The organism is Bacillus sp. REN10 (genome assembly GCF_016820555.1).
Taxonomy (GTDB): domain Bacteria; phylum Bacillota; class Bacilli; order Bacillales; family Domibacillaceae; genus Bacillus_CE.
The window spans coordinates 108,607-126,889 of sequence record NZ_JADHDW010000001.1 but is presented as its reverse complement, the minus strand read 5'-3'; the positions used below and the strand labels follow the sequence as shown (position 1 = coordinate 126,889).

17 protein-coding genes are annotated in these 18,283 nt (G+C 41.8%); 6 read left to right on the top strand and 11 right to left on the bottom strand.

Annotation, left to right across the window (positions count from 1 at the left end):
* Positions 1 to 212 precede the first annotated feature (212 nt).
* The 5 genes from accA to dnaE all read right to left on the bottom strand — a co-directional run bounded on the left by accA (position 213) and on the right by dnaE (position 7,417).
* Positions 213 to 1,166 carry an acetyl-CoA carboxylase carboxyl transferase subunit alpha gene (gene accA / locus IRB43_RS00635; protein ID WP_203361498.1) on the bottom strand — a complete coding sequence of 318 codons (954 nt, stop codon included), beginning with the start codon at positions 1,164 to 1,166 and terminating at the stop codon, positions 213 to 215.
* Positions 1,163 to 2,035: an acetyl-CoA carboxylase, carboxyltransferase subunit beta gene (accD, locus tag IRB43_RS00630; RefSeq protein ID WP_203361497.1), complete on the bottom strand. Its 873-nt coding sequence runs from the start codon at positions 2,033 to 2,035 to the stop codon at positions 1,163 to 1,165. Before accD ends, accA begins: the two co-directional genes overlap by 4 nt.
* A gap of 66 nt (positions 2,036 to 2,101) precedes the next feature.
* Positions 2,102 to 2,713: a GntR family transcriptional regulator gene (locus IRB43_RS00625; RefSeq protein ID WP_203361496.1), complete on the bottom strand. Its 612-nt coding sequence runs from the start codon at positions 2,711 to 2,713 to the stop codon at positions 2,102 to 2,104.
* A 4-nt stretch (positions 2,714 to 2,717) separates the two neighbouring features.
* Positions 2,718 to 3,956 (bottom strand): NADP-dependent malic enzyme, encoded by a 1,239-nt coding sequence (gene ystJ, locus IRB43_RS00620; RefSeq protein WP_203361495.1) that lies wholly within the window; start codon positions 3,954 to 3,956, stop codon positions 2,718 to 2,720.
* 113 nt (positions 3,957 to 4,069) lie between these two features.
* Positions 4,070 to 7,417, bottom strand: a complete 3,348-nt coding sequence (gene dnaE, locus IRB43_RS00615) for a DNA polymerase III subunit alpha (protein ID WP_203361494.1) — start codon at positions 7,415 to 7,417, stop codon at positions 4,070 to 4,072.
* Positions 7,418 to 7,565: 148 nt separating this feature from the next.
* Between dnaE and ytrH the strand changes: the two genes are divergently transcribed.
* On the top strand, positions 7,566 to 7,901 hold the full coding sequence (gene ytrH / locus IRB43_RS00610) for a sporulation membrane protein YtrH (protein ID WP_203361973.1): 336 nt from the start codon (positions 7,566 to 7,568) through the stop codon (positions 7,899 to 7,901).
* Entirely contained in the window at positions 7,898 to 8,407 is a 510-nt protein-coding gene (gene ytrI, locus IRB43_RS00605) for a sporulation membrane protein YtrI (RefSeq protein ID WP_203361493.1), read from the top strand. The genes ytrH and ytrI overlap by 4 nt, the downstream gene beginning before the upstream one ends.
* On the opposite strand, the gene IRB43_RS00600 is transcribed toward ytrI, so the two are convergent.
* Positions 8,404 to 9,348 (bottom strand): DHH family phosphoesterase, encoded by a 945-nt coding sequence (locus IRB43_RS00600; RefSeq protein WP_203361492.1) that lies wholly within the window; start codon positions 9,346 to 9,348, stop codon positions 8,404 to 8,406. The genes ytrI and IRB43_RS00600 overlap by 4 nt on opposite strands.
* 100 nt (positions 9,349 to 9,448) lie before the next feature.
* Between IRB43_RS00600 and IRB43_RS00595 the strand changes: the two genes are divergently transcribed.
* Positions 9,449 to 9,751, top strand: coding sequence for a YtpI family protein (locus tag IRB43_RS00595; RefSeq protein WP_203361491.1), 303 nt, complete (start codon positions 9,449 to 9,451; stop codon positions 9,749 to 9,751).
* Between the two features lie 34 nt (positions 9,752 to 9,785).
* Here the strand turns inward: IRB43_RS00595 and IRB43_RS00590 are convergent, their stop codons facing one another.
* Both IRB43_RS00590 and IRB43_RS00585 read right to left on the bottom strand, forming a co-directional pair.
* On the bottom strand, positions 9,786 to 11,096 hold the full coding sequence (locus IRB43_RS00590) for a CBS domain-containing protein (protein ID WP_203361972.1): 1,311 nt from the start codon (positions 11,094 to 11,096) through the stop codon (positions 9,786 to 9,788).
* 158 nt (positions 11,097 to 11,254) lie between these two features.
* Positions 11,255 to 11,935 carry a metal-dependent hydrolase gene (locus IRB43_RS00585; RefSeq protein ID WP_203361490.1) on the bottom strand — a complete coding sequence of 227 codons (681 nt, stop codon included), beginning with the start codon at positions 11,933 to 11,935 and terminating at the stop codon, positions 11,255 to 11,257.
* A gap of 138 nt (positions 11,936 to 12,073) precedes the next feature.
* Between IRB43_RS00585 and IRB43_RS00580 the strand changes: the two genes are divergently transcribed.
* Positions 12,074 to 13,168 carry a M24 family metallopeptidase gene (locus IRB43_RS00580; protein ID WP_203361489.1) on the top strand — a complete coding sequence of 365 codons (1,095 nt, stop codon included), beginning with the start codon at positions 12,074 to 12,076 and terminating at the stop codon, positions 13,166 to 13,168.
* An 82-nt stretch (positions 13,169 to 13,250) separates the two neighbouring features.
* Positions 13,251 to 13,700 carry a universal stress protein gene (locus tag IRB43_RS00575; protein ID WP_203361488.1) on the top strand — a complete coding sequence of 150 codons (450 nt, stop codon included), beginning with the start codon at positions 13,251 to 13,253 and terminating at the stop codon, positions 13,698 to 13,700.
* Positions 13,701 to 14,064: 364 nt separating this feature from the next.
* On the opposite strand, the gene argH is transcribed toward IRB43_RS00575, so the two are convergent.
* Entirely contained in the window at positions 14,065 to 15,459 is a 1,395-nt protein-coding gene (argH, locus tag IRB43_RS00570; RefSeq protein WP_203361487.1) for an argininosuccinate lyase, read from the bottom strand.
* Positions 15,456 to 16,664, bottom strand: a complete 1,209-nt coding sequence (locus tag IRB43_RS00565; RefSeq protein ID WP_203361486.1) for an argininosuccinate synthase — start codon at positions 16,662 to 16,664, stop codon at positions 15,456 to 15,458. The genes argH and IRB43_RS00565 overlap by 4 nt, the downstream gene beginning before the upstream one ends.
* 230 nt (positions 16,665 to 16,894) lie before the next feature.
* On the opposite strand from IRB43_RS00565, the gene IRB43_RS00560 reads away from it, so the two are divergent.
* Positions 16,895 to 17,191 carry a hypothetical protein gene (locus tag IRB43_RS00560; RefSeq protein WP_203361485.1) on the top strand — a complete coding sequence of 99 codons (297 nt, stop codon included), beginning with the start codon at positions 16,895 to 16,897 and terminating at the stop codon, positions 17,189 to 17,191.
* Positions 17,192 to 17,271: 80 nt separating this feature from the next.
* On the opposite strand, the gene IRB43_RS00555 is transcribed toward IRB43_RS00560, so the two are convergent.
* A complete protein-coding gene (locus IRB43_RS00555; RefSeq protein WP_203361484.1) occupies positions 17,272 to 18,114 on the bottom strand; it encodes an EcsC family protein in 843 nt (280 codons plus the stop codon).
* Positions 18,115 to 18,283 lie beyond the last annotated feature (169 nt).

Below are 18,283 nucleotides of genomic sequence, written 5' to 3'. Positions count from 1 at the left end.
TATCTATTTTAAAATAACAGAAAGGTCTGACCTTCACAACGTCTAACGATAGCTTTATCAATAAATACACCACGAAAATTCAATTTTCCAAAAATTATATGACATATGTAGGGAATATCTACTGTTCAAAAGCGAGTCAAAAAATGATCTATTTTAATAAAAACTAACAAAAAAGAACAAGCGCCGTTTAAGCAACTTGTTCTCTTCTTTTGCTATTCTTGCAAATACGCACCAATTTTTTTGTATTTTTCATAGCGTTTTTCCAAAATCTCTGCAGATGACTGTTTCAATAATTCAACTAAAGATCTTTTTAACACCGCATCTATAAACTCCGATTGCTGCTTAACGTTGCGATGAGCGCCTCCGCTTACTTCCGGAATAATTTCATCGATAATGCCCAGTTCTTTTAAATCGCCAGCTGTAATTTTCATCGTCTCTGCTGCGCGCTTTGCTTGAGATGCATCTTTCCACAATAAAGCCGCCGCTCCCTCTGGAGAAATAACGGAATAAGTGGAATTTTCAAGCATAAATAAGCGATCCCCTACACCAAGAGCTAATGCTCCGCCGCTACCGCCTTCTCCAATGACGATACAGATAACAGGAACATCCATGCCTGCCATTTCAAATAAATTTTTGGCAATGGCTTCACTTTGGCCTCGTTCTTCCGCTGCTTTCCCAGGGTAAGCTCCCTTTGTATCAATTAAGCAAATGATCGGACGCTTAAATTTCACTGCTTGCTTCATCAGACGAAGGGCTTTGCGATAACCTTCTGGGTGTGGCATACCGAATGTACGACGAATGTTTTCTTTCGTATCACGTCCGCGCTGATGACCGATCACAGTAACCGGAAGACCGTGATATTTTGCCACACCGCCAACGATCGCTTCATCATCTCCAAATAAACGGTCACCATGAAGTTCCATAAAATCTGTAAACAAGTGTTCAATGTAGTCAAGCGTCGTCGGCCGTTCTGGATGGCGTGCCATTTGAACACGATCCCACGGTCTCATGCTTTCATAAATGTCTTTCTCTAGTTTGCGAAGTCGCTCTTCAAGCCTTTGGATTTCCTCCGTCAAGTCCACATCTGAATTGGAGGTAAATTCTTTTAGCTCAGCAATCTTCTCCTTCAACTCCAACACCGGCTTTTCAAATTCTAATCCGATCATACTAATTCACCACCCGGTTGATGTATCTCTAATAATAGGCCGATCTTTTCCTTCATCTCATGACGATGAATCACAGCATCTAATTGGCCATGCTTTAATAGAAACTCAGCTGTTTGAAAATCTTCTGGCAGATCTTCACGAATGGTTTGTTCAATAATACGTCGCCCAGCAAAACCAATTAAGGCGCCCGGCTCGGCAAAATTGTAATCACCTAACGAAGCAAAACTTGCTGATACCCCGCCTGTTGTCGGGTGTGTCATAATAGAAATAATTAATCCGCCTTGGTCGCTAAAGCGTTTTAAAGCGACACTCGTTTTCGCCATCTGCATTAAAGACAGCACACCTTCTTGCATTCTGGCTCCTCCAGAGGCTGTAAAGATGATGAAAGGCACGCCAAGACGGCCAGCTTCTTCAATCGCTCTTGTAATTTTCTCTCCTACCACAGACCCCATGCTTCCCATTCGGAAGTTTGAATCCATAATAGCCACGACTACCTCATAGCCGTTCACTTTACCTACGCCAGTTAAAATCGCTTCATTCAGTTTTGTTTTCTCTCGATCTTTCTCGACCTTCTCGATGTAGTCTGGAAAGTCGAGCGGGTTCGCTGAGCGCAAGTTTTCATCTAGCTCTTTAAACGTCCCCTCATCGATAAAAGAATCCCGGCGTTCGAAGGCATTCATCCCATAGTGATAATCACATTGCAAACAAATCTGCATATTTTTCTTTAATTCCTTTGTATACATGATTTTTTTGCACTTTGGACATTTCTGCATAATCCCTTCAGGCACATCCTGCTTACTTGCTGCAGAAGGAATAGTCGCATACTTTTTCTTCTTTGGCTTTTGTTTATGAAATAAGTCTTTAATCAACGTGTATCCTCCCCCTGTAAAGGCTTTCAACTCGTTTAGTTGAGATTTCTGTTCATGTGAGATGGTTTAACTAAGTTGCTTGTATGCTTCAAATACAGCTGGCATATTTTTCTTTTTTAATTGCTCCATCAAGTTCAAAAAATGAGGCTTACTAGTCACCATGCGGTCAACTGAATAGAAAGAAGCGGCATAGTCTGAGACAATCATCCAAATCTTTTTCAACAGCTCATTCCCACATAAATCCATCATAGCGGAAAAGAACTCCTCTTCTGTATAATCAATCGCCTTCATTTCCTCTGCAATGATGGATAATTCGGCGTCTAAGTGGTCTTGCTGAATCACAAAAGATAAGCAGCCAAGCTCCACGATTTCTTTCGTTTGGATAACATCCTGCTTCTTCTTATCCGTTTGTAAAATAAATGTACTGAGGAGTTCAATGAGCTGATGATCACGAAAGTCACGGAGAAAGGTTCCTTCTCCGCGCTTCGTTTCAATCAGTCCAAGCAGTTCAAGTGCTCTAAGCGCTTCCCTGACAGAAGAGCGAGCAACAGATAACCGCTCTGACAATTCCCTTTCAGAAGGAAGCTTATCACCTGGAATTAAGCCATCGTCCAAAATGATCTGCCGGATTTGCCCAACAACTTTCTCAAACTTGGAAGGAGAACGAGAGAGAGTCACCTCATTATTCTCCTTTTCCAATAACCGATAATTGCATAGTCCGATCTCTAATTTCTTCCGGATCCACCTTCAAACGAGCAACACCCGTTTCCATCGCTGCTTTCGCTACCGCTGCCGCAACAGCTGGTGCCACTCTTGGATCAAACGGACCAGGGATCACACGATCAGCACTTAATTCCGATTCAGAGATTAAGCTAGCAATGGCTTCTACTGCTGCTTGTTTCATCTTTTCGTTAATATGTGTTGCCCGCACATCAAGCGCACCACGGAAAATACCCGGGAAAGCCAACACATTATTCACTTGATTCGGAAAGTCAGAACGCCCTGTTCCCACTACTTTCGCTCCCGCAGCTTTCGCCTCATCTGGCATAATTTCAGGCATTGGATTCGCCATGGCGAAAATAATTGGATCTGGATTCATTGTCTCAATCATTTCTTTTGTTAAAGCACCTGCAACGGATACACCAATAAAGACGTCTGCTTCTTTAATGATGTCTTCTAATGTTCCTGATTCGCCGTTTCTATTTGTATATTTCGCTACTTCTTCCTTCACCGGATTCATGCCTTCTGGACGCCCTTCATAAATCGCGCCGCGAGAGTCACACATAATAATATTATTTACACCGTAACTAACTAATAATTTAATAATGGCGATACCAGCAGCACCTGCCCCGTTAGCCACCACTTTAATATCCGTCATTTTTCTTCCAGTCAGCTTTAACGCATTGATTAAACCAGCAACAGTAACAATGGCTGTTCCATGCTGATCATCGTGAAACACAGGAATGTTTGTTTCTTTCTTTAAACGCTCTTCAATTTCAAAACAGTTTGGCGCTGCAATATCTTCTAAATTAACTCCGCCAAAAGTTGGCTCCATTAACTTCACTGTTTCAACAATTTTATCGATATCATTCGTATTTAAACAAATCGGAAAAGCATCCACACCTGCAAAGCTTTTAAATAAAACAGCTTTCCCTTCCATAACTGGCATCGCCGCTTCTGGACCGATATTTCCAAGTCCTAGTACCGCTGTTCCATCAGATACAACAGCTACAGTATTTCCTTTTATCGTATAGTCATAAACCGTTTCTGGCTTTTCATAGATTTCTTTACAAGGCTCAGCTACACCAGGTGAATAAGCAAGACTTAAATCTCTCGCGTTTCTCACCTCTGTTTTAATCCCTGTAGATAATTTTCCTTGGTTGACTTTATGCATATGTAATGCTTCTTCTCTAATTGACACTTACTACCACTCCCTACTTAAAACAATCCACTCTTAATCTCTAAAGTGGTCAGACCACACTTTTGTCTATTACAACACAATAAACTATGAAAAGAAGGTTGTAAAGTATTAAGTTATTTTAATACAACACATTCTTTTCCAACGACCTTTTCCAATTCGGTTATGAGTTGCTGTGAAGGCTTAATCCAACTTTTCTCTCTTAGCTTGACCGTTTGATAGGTTCTTTCATAATGCAACACGATCGGTGTCTGTCCCGGAAATCGTTGAAAAATGTGGTGAACATCTTCGAGAACAAGATGTTCATCCGGCGTGTGAGGAATTTTTACATAGAGCACTTTGCTCTTTTCCTCTTGCAACCGCTCAAGCTCTTCTGTTGTTTGGACACTTTTCACAATAAACTGTTTTCGACCATTTCGCTCCTCTGTATCCCCTTTTAAGAAAAGGATCGAACCCTCTTGCAGGAAGGTAGCTGTGTTGCGATACACCCCCGGAAAAAGGACGCCTTCTATTTCTCCACTTGCATCCGAACATTGAACAAACGCCATATTTTCCCCTTTTTTTGTACGAATAACTCTCACTTCATTCACAAATATACCGATAGCTACTTGACGACGCCCGGGCACTAACAAGTTAATAGGAACACTCCCAAACTCATGAAACATTCGCTCATAAGGTTTAGTTGGATGAGCAGAGACATACACGCCCAGCACTTCTTTTTCTAAAGTGAGCTTCTCTTGAATAGCCATTGGCTCTACTTCCACATATTTGGGCTTCGGAAAAAAGTGTGTATCCTGAAATAAACCAAGTCCCTCATCTTCAGGTCCAACAAGTTCGACGTGATCGATCGCCACATCCAGACTTTTCATTAAAACAGCCCGATCTTGACCGAACTCATCAAAGGTGCCTGAAGCAATCAATGCCTCTATCGCTTTTCTATTCACAATTTTCAAAGGCACCCGCAAGCAAAAGTCAAATAAATCGACAAACGGACCTTTTTCTCGCGCGGACAAAATGGCCTTCAGTACACTTGTGCCAATGCCGCGGATAGCTGCTAGACTATAGCGAATACCCTCTTTTTCCGCTTTAAAAGGGAAATGGCTCTCATTAATAGAAGGAGGGAGCAGTTGAATGCCCATCGTTTTTGCTTCACTTATATACTGTTTCACTTTTTCTTCATTGCCGATCGCAGATGTTAAAAGGGCAGCCATAAAATTCATGGGATAATGAGCCTTTAAATAGGCCAGCTGATACGCAATCACGCTGTAAGCAACGGCATGACTTCTATTGAATCCGTAGTTGGCAAATTGAACAATTAAGTGATATACCTTGTCCGCTATTTCTTCACTGTATCCCTTTCGCCGCGCACCTTGCACAAAATGCTTGCGCTCAGCATCAAGTACATCTTTCTTTTTCTTGCTGACAGCCCTTCTTAACAAATCAGCCTCTCCCAATGAAAAACCCGCTAACTTCGAGGCAATTTGCATAATTTGCTCCTGGTAAATTAACACTCCATAAGTTGGCTCTAAAATCTCTTTTATATGTGAGTGAGGGTACTCCACAGGTGTTCGACCATGCTTGCGCTCAATGTAGGCAGGAATATGCTCCATTGGACCTGGACGATATAAGGCATTCACTGCCACAATATCTTCAAAATGGCTAGGCTGCAGGCGCATCAACACCTTTCGCATTCCTTCCGACTCTAATTGAAAAATACCCGTTGTTTGCCCCTTTCCCAATAATTGAAAGGTTTGATGATCTTGTAAAGGTATATTCTTCAAGTTTAGCTTTTTTCCTTCTGAATAATAAATAGATTCTAAAATACGCTCCAAAATCGTTAAATTGCGCAAACCTAATAAGTCAATTTTCAACAGCCCTAATTGCTCCAATGTATCCATTGGGAACTGAGTAAGAAACAGCCCATCATGCCCTTCTTGAATCGCAATCAGTTCCGTTAAAGGCTGTTCTGTAATAACCATTCCTGCTGCATGGGTCGACGTATGACGCGGCAGTCCTTCTAACGTTAATGCCGTTTTATATAATTTTTCATTGTTTGCAGAGCTGCTCACCCATGTGCGAAATTTCTCCGACTCTTTATACACTTGCTTTAATGTGACACCAGGCCGCGTCGGAATCGATTTGGACAACTGTTCCATTTCTGCCGTCGAAAAACCGAATACTCTTGCCACATCACGCATGACAGCCTTAGCAGACAGTGTACCGAACGTGATAATTTGAGCGGCATGCAGTGCCCCGTATTTCTGTGAAATATAGTGAATCACTTCATCGCGGCGATGATCCGGAAAATCTAGATCAATATCAGGCATTGAGACGCGTTCCGGATTCAAAAAACGCTCAAATAATAAACCGTATTCAAGCGGATCCACTGACGTAATATGAAGCACATACGCGACAAGTGACCCCGCCGCTGACCCCCGTCCTGGACCTGTTAAAATCTGCTGGCTTCTAGCAAACTTCATAAAATCCCAGACAATAAGAAAATAGTCGCTAAATCCCATGCGCTCGATAATATTTAACTCATACAACAGCCGTTCTTTATAGGCCGGCTGCTGAGCCAAGCCCCTTTCTTCTAACCCTTGAATACAAAGCTCTTGTAAAAAGGCTTCTGCTGATTTTCCCTCAGTATGTGGAAATCGCGGAAGCAAGGCGCGTCCAAACGACAACTCCACTTCACAAGCAGCCGCTATTTCATTTGTTCTTTGCAGCGCTTCAGGCTCATCCGCAAACAAGGTCTCCATTTCTTGCTGGGAAGTGAAATAAGCACCTTGGTGATCGTCTATCATTTGATCAGCTAATTTTTCACCATCACGAATCGCCTGCAAACACTGCAAGGCAAACGCGTCATCCTTTTCAATGTATGAAACGTGATGAGTGGCAATGAGAGGGATGGACAGCTTCTTACTCAAAGCTTTCATCCCTTCATTCACAATCTCCTCTCCTTGCTTTCCATGCCGCTGCATAGATAAAAAAAAGTGCCCCGGCGCAAATAATTGTTTGAAAGCTTGAGCGACTTCTTCCGCTTTTGATTGATCTTTTTGAAGCAACCCTTCAATTTCCCCTTCTAAACCTGGAGTGAAAGCAAACAAGCCTGCTGAATATCCTTTGAGCCATTTGATCGGAATGCCTTCTTTTGCTTTTGTTTGAATCACACTCGAAATTTTTAACAAATGATGATATCCTGCCTGACTCTTTGCCAGCAGCACAAGCGGATAGGAAGCATCATCCGTAAACTCACTTTTCACATCAACGGTTAAACCGATCAGCGGCTTAATCCCTGCTTTTTTACACGCTTGATAAAAAGGGATCACCCCATACATGACATTGTGATCCGTAATCGCTAGTGCTTGATAGCCAAGTTGTTTCGCTTTCGCCATGAGCTTCTCAATGGAAATGGTGCTTGAAAGCAAACTATAACCTGTCTGAATTTGTAAATGTGTGAACATTTGATCATTCCCTTATTTACAGATTTCATCCTGTCCTTTACTTACATTATAAGGGGGAGTGGATGAAAAGGAAAATATGTTCTGTTTTCATACAAGCTTGAGCGGCTGCATATATAGAAAGAAAGGCGGATCATGAATGGGAGGAGCTATGGCGGATACCTTTTTTCAAGAATTGTTAAAATGCTATTTTATCGCTTTCGGCGTTTTGTTAGGGGGATCCCTACTTGGAGGAATGGCTTCCTTTATCACAGGCAAACCGATTTTTACAGGGATCGCGCAAATTAGTAAAAGCTTGCACATCTGGGCCATTGTCGCAGCGATCGGCGGCACATTTGATACGCTGTCAAACTTTGAACGCGGCTTTCAAGAAGGCGAGACAAAAGAAGTATTTAAACAGTTTCTGCTGATTTTATCAGCTTTGGGCGGGACACATACAGGTACGATTATTATCGCTTGGCTAACAGGAGAACATATTGCGCCATGAGAGTCCCTGTCTTTCACAAACGTCAAAGGAGAAAATGGCTGTTAAGCGGGGCTGTTATCGGCAGCTGCATAAGCTGGCTATTATTTCTTTATATGTTTGGCTCCCTGCAAGAGAGACAAGCGATCACCATCGAAATGCAAAAAAATGAAATCCGCGACTTAACCCAGCATTTAGAAATTTGGCAAGAAGAATACAAACAATTGAATAAAAAAAACCTGCACAAATTAACTGTACAGGAAGTAAAAATCGAAATTAAAAACTATGAAAAATATGGTATCAATGACGCCCAAAGCATTTATGAAATACAGGAGAGCATTAAAGAAGATCTCTCTGTTCTTTATGCGAAAGATTTAGAGACCGTCTATTCACAAAAAGAATTACTTCGTCAAACCATTGAAAATAAAACGATCAAAATCAATCAAAAAAGCTATTCACTCCATGTCAAAGAATGGCTCTTTCACACCACGATTCAAGTTCAACTAGAACTGGCGCTTCAAGCTGATTAGCCGTTGTATGCGCTGCACAATTGTTTGAGGTCTTTCGCCACTTGTTCGGCTTCCTCCCAAGAATAAACAGAGGCGCCAGCAGCCAGCGGGTGACCTCCGCCATTATATTTTTTAGCTAATTCATTAATCACAGGACCTTTCGAGCGAAGGCGAACGCGAATTTGATCATTTTCTTCTACGAAAAAGACCCAAGCTTTGATCCCCTTTACCTCACCAAGACAACTCACAAGAAGAGAGGCTTCAGATGGAGCAACCCCAAACTCTTTCAGCAGCTCTTTTGTCAACGACACAACTGCTTCTCCTGTTTCTTCTAATTGAAAATGCTGCAAAATATGCCCTTGCAGTTTCACTACTTTTTCTTCCGTTTCATACATGCGAGTAAATAGTTCATGACGGTCAAACTTATATTCAATCAATTCTCCCGCATATTCCATTGTCCGGTCTGTCGTACTTGGATAAAGGAAGCGGCCCGTGTCACCGACAATGCCTGCAAACAACAGTCTGGCAGCTTCCATATTCATTTTCAACCCATGCTCTTTGCCGCTTTTATATAAATCATAAATCATTTCACTGGTCGAACTGGATGATGTATCTACCCATCTCACATCACCGTAAGGATCTTCATTCGGGTGATGATCTATTTTGATCCACTCTTTTGCTAATTTATAGCGTTTGTCACAAATTCTTTCCTCGTTGGCTGTGTCACATACGATGACAAGCGCACCTGCATATACTTGATCATCAATCACATCAAGCGTACGCAAAAAGCGAAGCGTCGGCTCTTCTTCTCCAACTGTATACACTTGCTTTTCTGGAAAAGAAGCTTTAATCATTTCCGCAAGTCCCCCTTGTGATCCGTAAGCATCTGGGTCTGGACGGACATGACGGTGGATAATAATAGTGCTATACTCTTTAATCTTTTCAATGATTTGTTGTTTCATAATTTACTTCTCCTTTACACTAGACAAGTTTTTAAGGTAGAATTTCTCTCCCATTCTCGGTACAATGAACATAGTCAAAGAATTGTATGGAGGAAACTATATGCCTGTTTTAGTGTTTGTTATTGTTATATCTTTCTCTTTCTATATCATGTATAAAGTTCAATATGTTCGAAGCAGACGCCCAATGGAAAGACAGTGGCTCTCCGCTAAATCTAGCATCGCTCTTGGTCTTTGTGTGGGCTGTTTTGGAATCAACACACTGTTTATCCAACAAACAACAGTCGCTTATATTGTAGCCGCTCTATTTATGCTTGTCGGTTTCGGCAGTGTATGGGCTGGCGTGAAAGCGTACCGCCACTTTCTTCCTTATGCGCAAAAAGAAGCCGAAGAACTCAATCATTAATACTTCATCACCGCTCCTATGTCGGAGCGGTGTTTTAATTTCGCTCAATCACTTGGCACATCATCAATGCCTTGCCTACCAGTGTGCCTGCATTAAACACTTCTACATCCACTTTCCCAAACTTTCGACCCACTTCAAGTACTTTTGGATGAATTTCTAGCATACTCTCCATTTGAACCGGCTTAATAAAGTAAATCGTAATATTTTCAATGACTAAATCCCCTTTTTTCTGAGCGCGCATCGCTTGATTAGCTGCTTCCGTCACTAATGTCGTGAACACGCCATATGAAATCGTTCCTAGTTGATTCGTCATTTGCGGCGTCACTTCAAATGTGTATACATTTTCCCCTTTTCCTGATAAATCAATTTGGTGCGTGATCGTATCATTAATCGTTTCTCCCATTTGTGGCTGCCGTTGTGTCATTTGCAATGCTTTTAACACATCTTGACGGCTAATAATCCCTTGAATCCGATTTTGGTCATCCACAACTGGCAACAATTCGATTCCTTCCCAAATCATCATATGTGCGGCAGAGGCTACGCTTGTTTTCACACTCACCGTAATCGGATTTTTCGTCATCACCTTTTCAATGGGCCAGTCTTGATCATGTCCCATAATATCCTTTGCGGTGACCATCCCTTGCACCTTTAATTGATCATCAATAACAGGGAACCGACTATGTAAGGTTTCCCTGTTTTTTTCAAGCCAGTCATTGATCGTATCGTGAACAGATAAGGCCGCCGTTTGATCATAAGCGGTAAAAATATCGCCAACGAGCACCACTTCTTTTTTAATTAACTGATCATAGATGGCACGGTTAATCATTGTCGCAACTGTGAACGTGTCATAACTTGTAGAGATCACCGGAAGCTCCAGCTCATCTGCGAGCTTCTTCACCTCTTCCTCTGTATCGAATCCGCCTGTAATTAACACAGCCGCCCCCGCTTGCAGGGCATGCTCATGCGCTTGCGTTCGATTTCCCACAATCAGTAAATTTCCAGGCCCTGTATATCTCATCATCGCCTCGAGCTTCATCGCACCAATCACGAATTTATTTAGCGTTTTATGAAGTCCTGCTCGACCGCCGAGCACTTGTCCATCAATAATTTTCACCACTTCAGCAAATGTCAGCTTTTCGATATTTTCTTTCTTCTTCTGTTCAATCCGAATCGTACCTACCCGTTCAATTGCAGATACTAACCCTTTCGTTTCCGCATCTTTAATCGCCCGATAAGCCGTTCCTTCACTGACAGACAACGCTTTCGCTATTTGCCTTACCGATATTTTCTCTCCGATTGGCAAACCTTCAATATATTGTAAAATCTGCTCGTGTTTCGTTATCAACTGTTTCACCTGTTCCTTTCCGCTCCTCTAATACAGCTATTATAAGACGAAAAGTGGTCAGATTCAATTTTCGGAAAAATGTTTAGAGAGGAGAGAAAAAAGATTGTCTCATAATAGGAACACTCCCTCCTTTATGAGACAACTCTCTTCATGATGATTTACAGCTCGATCACTTCACCTGGCTCAAGTACGAGACCATTGTTTGCTTCAAGCTGATTAATAAAAACGTAAGGATCTTGTTTAATTGGTGGGAACGTATTGAAATGAACCGGAATAACTTGCTTCGCCCGTAAAAACTGAGCAGCAATCGCAGCGTCATCTGGACCCATTGTGAAATTATCACCAATCGGCAAGAAAGCGAGGTCAATCGGATGACGTTCACCAATTAACTTCATATCGGAGAATAAGCCAGTATCTCCCGCATGATAAATCGTTTTACCTTCAATCATTAATAATACACCAGCTGGCATGCCCATATATAAGAATGTTCCATCTTCTTGCTGCAAACCAGATCCATGAAAAGCTTGTGTGAATTTCACTCTTCCAAAATCAAATTCAAAACTGCCGCCGATATGCATCGGATGAGTATTCAGGCCTTGATGAGCCAAATACAAAGCAAGTTCATTGACCGCAATCACTAAAGCCCCGCTCTTCTTCGCTAGTTCAATCGTATCACCAACATGATCTCCATGACCATGCGTTAAAATGATGATATCTGGATGCTCCTCCGCTACCTTTAAATCCGTTAATGCATTTCCATTAATAAACGGGTCGATTAAAATCGTCTTTCCATTTGTCTCTACTTTTACAATTGAATGTCCATGATAGGATACTTTCATGATTAATAAACTCCCTTCTATGCAAAATACTCTCTATTAACTATTCACTTTACCAACCTCTTTTCCTTTTTTCCACTCATAGTAAATGATAAACTTTTATGGATATCATTTTTTTAAGCTTGCAGGGAGGAAATCAACATGAATCAACGATTAACGAAATTGATGGATTGGATGAAAGCAGAGGATATTCCTTTTTCGTTTATTACGTCTACGGAAAATGTCTTTTATTTATCAGGTTTTCGAAGCGACCCTCACGAGCGTCTTCTCGGTGTCGCCATCTTTCAAGAAGCAGAGCCTTTTTTAGTCTGTCCGAAAATGGAAGTGGCCGATGCAAAAAACAGCGGCTGGGCATATGAAGTGGTAGGCTATACCGATATCGAAAATCCTTGGGAAATGATTCAATCACGAGTGAACGGTCGAATCAATAGCCTCCCTCGCATCGCCGTTGAAAAGCAACATTTAAACGTGGAACGCTACGAGGAACTAGCAGCTCGCTTTCCTTCCGTTGCCTTTATGTCAGCCGAAGCGAAACTCGAGCAGCTGCGAATGCTCAAAGATGAAACAGAATTAGCTCACTTGAAGAAAGCGGCGGAATACGCAGACTACGCCATTAAAGTTGGAACAGAAGCGATTCAAGAAGGAAAATCCGAACTTGAAATTTTAGCAGAAATTGAATTTGAAATGAAGAAGAAAGGCATTGCCGAAATGTCCTTTTCCACGATGGTATTAACCGGAGCCAATGCCGCTTCCCCACACGGCGTTCCTGGAGCAACAAAAGTACAGAAAGGGGATTTAGTCTTATTTGACCTCGGTGTTGTGTACGAAGGCTATTGCTCAGATATTACTCGGACGGTGGCTTTTGGAGAGTTGAACGACAAGCAGCGTGAAATTTACGAAACGGTACTGAAAGCCGAACAAGCAGCGATTGCCGCAGTGAAACCAGGGGTCTCAGCAAAAGAAATTGACCTCATCGCCAGATCCATTATTGCTGATGCAGGATACGGCGAATACTTTCCGCACCGCTTAGGTCATGGTCTTGGCATTAGTGTGCATGAATTCCCTAGCATCACCGAAACAAACGAACTTGTCCTTCAAGAAGGAATGGTCTTTACAATTGAACCAGGCATTTATGTGCCAGGGGTAGCCGGCGTTCGAATTGAAGATGATGTATATGTAACGAGCACAGGCCAACAAGTGTTAACGTCATTCCCTAAAGAATTGCTGTTTGTTTAGGAAAATTTCACATTTCTAAGTAAAATATTACTGATAGAATGCTATAATTGTAGTACACTTAAATTATAAGGGGGAATGACAAATGAGCATGAAATATGAAAATATTCTTGTAGCTGTTGACGGTTCTAAAGAAGCAGAATGGGCATTTAAAAAAGCAATCGAGATTTCTAAACGAAATGATGCAACATTAAATTTAGTACATGTGATTGACACTCGTTCATTCGCAGCGATTGAAGCGTATGACCGCTCCATTGCTGAGCGCGCTTCTCAATACGGCAACGAACTATTAACAGAGTACAAAGCAGAAGCTGAAAAAGCTGGAGTAAAAGCAGTTAATACATTCGTTGAATACGGCTCACCTAAAGTAATCATTCCTAAAGATGTAGCGAAAAAAGTCGAAGCTGACCTAATCGTTTGTGGGGCTACTGGACTAAACGCAATGGAGCGATTCTTAATCGGAAGCGTATCTGAACATATCACTCGCGCTGCTCGTTGCGACGTACTAGTCGTTCGCACAGACAAAGCAGAATAAGATCAAAAACTGCCTCAACGTGTTGGGGCGGTTTTTGATTTAGTTTTCACCGTGTCATAATGCCGAAATGCCTCTGACGGGATTCGAACCCGCACTCCTTTCGTAAGCATAGGCTAAGGACGAACACGCTTCCCTACGGAATTTCACCGGCAGGAATTTCACCTACCTCAGCTAATTTGCTTTTCGGTGCTTCTGAAACCTTTGCCTTGCGACCCGGTTCTACAATGTTTTCCGGCGCTCTTCCCTTCTAGAGCTACAGAGGCGAATATAGTAATCATTATATACTTTATATGCAAAAAGCTTAACAGTATGATGATAAAGGCGGATTAGAAAAATAAAGTCTTTGAATCAAAAAAACAAGCCCTTACTCCTTAAGGGCTTGTTGCTCATTGATCAAGTCTTTTGCTGCACTGATTTGGAGCTGGACTTGGTCGAATCCAGTACCGCCTAAAGACTTCCTTCTTTTGACGGCTTCATATGGTGACAGCACTTGATAAATGTCTTCTTCAATGACCTCAGACGCAGACTTTAGCTCCTCTAAAGGCAGGTCAGCGAGATAGCATTGATGTTGGATGCAGTGAAGCACTAGTTTTCCAACTATTTCGTGTGCTTCGCGGAATGGAATGCCTTTTGATGCTAAGTAATCAGCCAGCTCCGTAGCATTGGAGAAATCGTTGTGGACTGCTTCTCCTAAGCGGTCCTCATTCACCTTCATTGTCCGAACCATTCCTGCAAAAATTTTCAAGGAACCAATAATCGTATGTACTGTATCGAACATACCTTCCTTGTCCTCTTGCATATCTTTATTATAAGCAAGCGGTAAACCTTTTAATACCGTTAGCAAGCTAAATAGATTGCCATATACGCGACCTGTTTTTCCACGGATCAGCTCTGCCATATCAGGATTTTTCTTCTGAGGCATAATGCTTGATCCTGTAGAAAACGCATCATCCATTTCAATAAATTGAAACTCTTGGCTCGACCAAAGAATCATTTCTTCTGCTAACCGAGACAGATGCATCATTAAAATGGAAGAAGCGCTTAAAAACTCAAGGATGAAATCACGGTCACTGACCGCATCCATACTATTCGCATATACGCCTGAAAAACCAAGCAACTTAGCCGATAATTCGCGATCAATCGGGAAGGTTGTACCGGCAAGGGCACCTGCACCTAAAGGCGAGACATCCGTCCGCTTCAATCCCTCTTGAAAACGCTCTTTATCTCTTTGTAGCATCCAGAAATAGGCCATTAAGTGGTGACCGAATGAGATCGGCTGTGCTCTTTGTAAGTGGGTATAGCCAGGTGCGAGTGTTTCCACATGCGCCTCGGCTTTTTCCACAATCGCTTCTTGAAATGCTTCAATTAAACCAATGATCAGCTTGACTTGCTTCTTCAAGTACAAATGCATATCAGTGGCCACTTGATCGTTACGGCTACGGCCGGTGTGAAGTTTACCACCAACCGCTCCGATTTCTTCGATCAAGAATTTTTCTAAATTTAAATGGATGTCCTCTTGGGCAACCGAAAACGCTAATTCACCTTTTGAAGCTTTCTCCTTTAAAACTTCAAGGCCGCCCGTGATTTGATCCGCTTCTTCTTTCGTTAAAATGCCGGTTTCACCAAGCATTGTGACATGTGCGATGCTTCCTTCTAAGTCTTCAAACACAAGCTCTTGATCAAATTGGATGGATGCTCCAAACTCATCTACCCATTGTTCTGCTGACTTTTGGAAGCGCCCTCCCCATAATTTTTTCATGCTTGAACCTTCTCTTTCTCTTGTTGCACCATTGAATTTACTTTTGTCGGAAGACCCCATAATTGAATAAATCCTACGGCTGCATCATGGTCGAATTCATCTTCTGTTGTGTATGTCGCTAATTTTTCATTGTATAGGGAATACTCAGATTTTCTTCCTTCTACGATGGCATGGCCTTTAAACAATTTGACACGAACTGTTCCAGTTACAAACTTTTGCGTTTCTTTTAAGAACGCTTCAAGCGGTGCTCTTAATGGAGAGAACCATAATCCATCATAGATCAACTCTGTAATTTTCTTTTCAATCACCGGTTTGAAGTGAGCCACTTCTTTAACAAGCGTTAAATCTTCAAGCTCTTTATGTGCCTTGATTAACGTCATCGCACCTGGGCACTCATACACTTCTCTTGACTTAATACCAACAAGGCGGTTTTCCACATGGTCAATTCTTCCCACACCATGTTTTCCAGCTACTTCATTTAAATGAAGAATGAGTTCTGCTACGGAGTACTGTACGCCATTAACTGCCACTGGCACACCTGCTTTGAAATCAATTTCGATGATTTCAGGCGTATCTGGCGTATTCTCTAACGAAACTGTTAAGTCATAAGCGTCTTCTGGCGGTGCTGCCCAAGGATCTTCTAAAATTCCGCACTCATTGCTTCTTCCCCAAAGGTTTTGGTCAATGGAGAATGGGCTATCTAAGTTAATCGGTACTGGAATATTGTTTTGTTTCGCGTACTCGATTTCTTCTTCCCGTGACCATTTCCAATCACGTACTGGAGCAAGAACTTCAAGATCAGGATTTAATGCTTTAATCGATACTTCAAAACGAACTTGGTCATTTCCTTTTCCTGTACATCCGTGAGCCACTGCTACCGCATTTTCTTTTTCAGCTACCTCTACTAGCTTTTTCGAAATAAGCGGACGTGATAACGCAGATACTAGCGGATATTTACCTTCGTATAACGTATGTGCTTGAAGAGCGATCAATGCATACTCATTTGCATATTCTTCTTTCGCATCGATCATGTAGCTCGCTACCGCTCCTACTTGAAGCGCTTTTTCTTTAATAAACTCTAAATCTTTCCCTTCCCCAACATCTAAGCAACAAGCTACGACATCATAGCCTTTCTCCTTTAACCACGGGATTGCCACCGATGTATCTAGTCCGCCAGAATAGGCAAGAACAACTTTTTTACTCATGATTTATTTCCTCCTCTAAGCTGATATCTATTAGTATAAATATTCATTTTTATTAATTTTTATTCTCTTAACATGAATAAAGAATACCATGTTCTTCATGAGCTTTCAAGTATTTTATTCAAAAAAGTGTATTTTTTTTCTTTTTTATGAATAAACACTCACCGAAGCATCGCAATTTTGCAGAAAACGAAGGAAAACGGTAAGATGGAAGAAAAAAGAGGGGAGCGCTTATGTATTTTCAAACGAACACACGTCTCGGGATCGCTGTACCTTCTTTAATGAAAGAATGGACACAGTATTCAATCGATGAGCAAACCGCTATTCTGCATGAATGGGAAGCAATTCGAGGAAGAATCCCAGACCGCATTAAAACGTTAGAAAAAGAAATCAATGAACGTCAAAGTCAGCTTGAACGCGAAGAAAGCTTCGATCGCTCTTGCTTAATTAATGAAGAAATTAGCGAGCTGGCTTCGATGATCAATGATTTGTGGCTGTGGTTCCGAACATCACCTTCTGTAGAAAAGTGAATGTAACTTTTTCAGCATTGTCGCTAGTTTATAAACAATTGAAAAAGCCGCTGCCTACTTTTTCGTAGGCGGCGGCTTTTTCATTCACTATCAGCTTTTTTCTCTTGCAGCAAACGATACTGATAATATTTTTCTGCATAGGTCGTCACGGTTTTCGTCAGGCGATAATTCACGCCCGCTCCAATCGCCACGCTGAGAAGCGGCCAATTGGATACTTTTTTATGTTTAAAAGCATTAATCGCTAGGAGTTTGAATAACTGCTTAATCGGCCCTTCAATCCAAGTCAAGTCAGTTAATCGTCCAGTTTCTTCATAAAAGAAGGATTGTTCCTGCGCTTCAAACTCTAATAAAAGCTCTTGCCAACCAGCTGCTTTTAAACGATCTGGTAAAGTCGCCGCGTGAAACACTTTCAAGGAGGCCATCATTTCAAATGGCGTTTGCGGATCATAGCCGTAAGACATCGCCGTCAGTTGAACGGCCCGCAAGTTGATTAAAATCATCCCGAGAAAATCGGTACTCACCGGCACCGCTCCCCCTGTTCCTGTCATTCCCCCTTGAATCAGAGAATACAGCCGATGTCTCGATGCTTGCTGGCGATTCAAGTAAGCTAGCTGATCTAACGTCAGCTTTTTCATATCTGAAATGGTCTTAATCTCTTCATTAAACACTCTAGCAGAAGTTAAGATTCTTTCTCTCGCTTCATTTTGAAATTGGGAACCTTGCAGCAAAGAATGCACTTGGAACAACGCATTATCTAGCTGGCCAAAAAAGGTGGCTAACGTTTCGTCCGGAATCGCTTCAAATGCGGCTTGCAGCCATTTAGCATATGTATATTGAAAATCGTTGCCTTCATACTCTACTAGCGATTGTTCCCAATCCATAATCTCTTCCCATATGCCTTCTTCTCGTTCGGTTAAAGCCATGATAAACCCCTCCTATTTCACTATTTCTTGTCTTTTCATTCTCTTTAAACCAACAATGTAAAACAGATCCCCACCATTAGCTAGCGTTTGTCCGATCCAAAGAAAATGAAAAGAGCGTGTATCCCGCATACCCCATCCCTTTCGCTGATTATTCAGTTTTTTAGTGGAT

What these genes read in the sequence shown, in the direction of transcription:
- IRB43_RS00575 (WP_203361488.1), top strand. Translation starts at nt 13,251, where the DNA reads ATGAGCATGAAATATGAAAATATTCTTGTAGCTGTTGACGGTTCTAAA.
- accA (WP_203361498.1), bottom strand. Translation starts at nt 1,166, where the DNA reads ATGATCGGATTAGAATTTGAAAAGCCGGTGTTGGAGTTGAAGGAGAAG.
- IRB43_RS00595 (WP_203361491.1), top strand. Translation starts at nt 9,449, where the DNA reads ATGCCTGTTTTAGTGTTTGTTATTGTTATATCTTTCTCTTTCTATATC.
- IRB43_RS00585 (WP_203361490.1), bottom strand. Translation starts at nt 11,935, where the DNA reads ATGAAAGTATCCTATCATGGACATTCAATTGTAAAAGTAGAGACAAAT.
- IRB43_RS00560 (WP_203361485.1), top strand. Translation starts at nt 16,895, where the DNA reads ATGTATTTTCAAACGAACACACGTCTCGGGATCGCTGTACCTTCTTTA.
- IRB43_RS00580 (WP_203361489.1), top strand. Translation starts at nt 12,074, where the DNA reads ATGAATCAACGATTAACGAAATTGATGGATTGGATGAAAGCAGAGGAT.
- dnaE (WP_203361494.1), bottom strand. Translation starts at nt 7,417, where the DNA reads ATGTTCACACATTTACAAATTCAGACAGGTTATAGTTTGCTTTCAAGC.
- ytrH (WP_203361973.1), top strand. Translation starts at nt 7,566, where the DNA reads ATGGCGGATACCTTTTTTCAAGAATTGTTAAAATGCTATTTTATCGCT.
- ytrI (WP_203361493.1), top strand. Translation starts at nt 7,898, where the DNA reads ATGAGAGTCCCTGTCTTTCACAAACGTCAAAGGAGAAAATGGCTGTTA.
- argH (WP_203361487.1), bottom strand. Translation starts at nt 15,459, where the DNA reads ATGAAAAAATTATGGGGAGGGCGCTTCCAAAAGTCAGCAGAACAATGG.
- IRB43_RS00565 (WP_203361486.1), bottom strand. Translation starts at nt 16,664, where the DNA reads ATGAGTAAAAAAGTTGTTCTTGCCTATTCTGGCGGACTAGATACATCG.
- IRB43_RS00600 (WP_203361492.1), bottom strand. Translation starts at nt 9,348, where the DNA reads ATGAAACAACAAATCATTGAAAAGATTAAAGAGTATAGCACTATTATT.
- IRB43_RS00555 (WP_203361484.1), bottom strand. Translation starts at nt 18,114, where the DNA reads ATGGCTTTAACCGAACGAGAAGAAGGCATATGGGAAGAGATTATGGAT.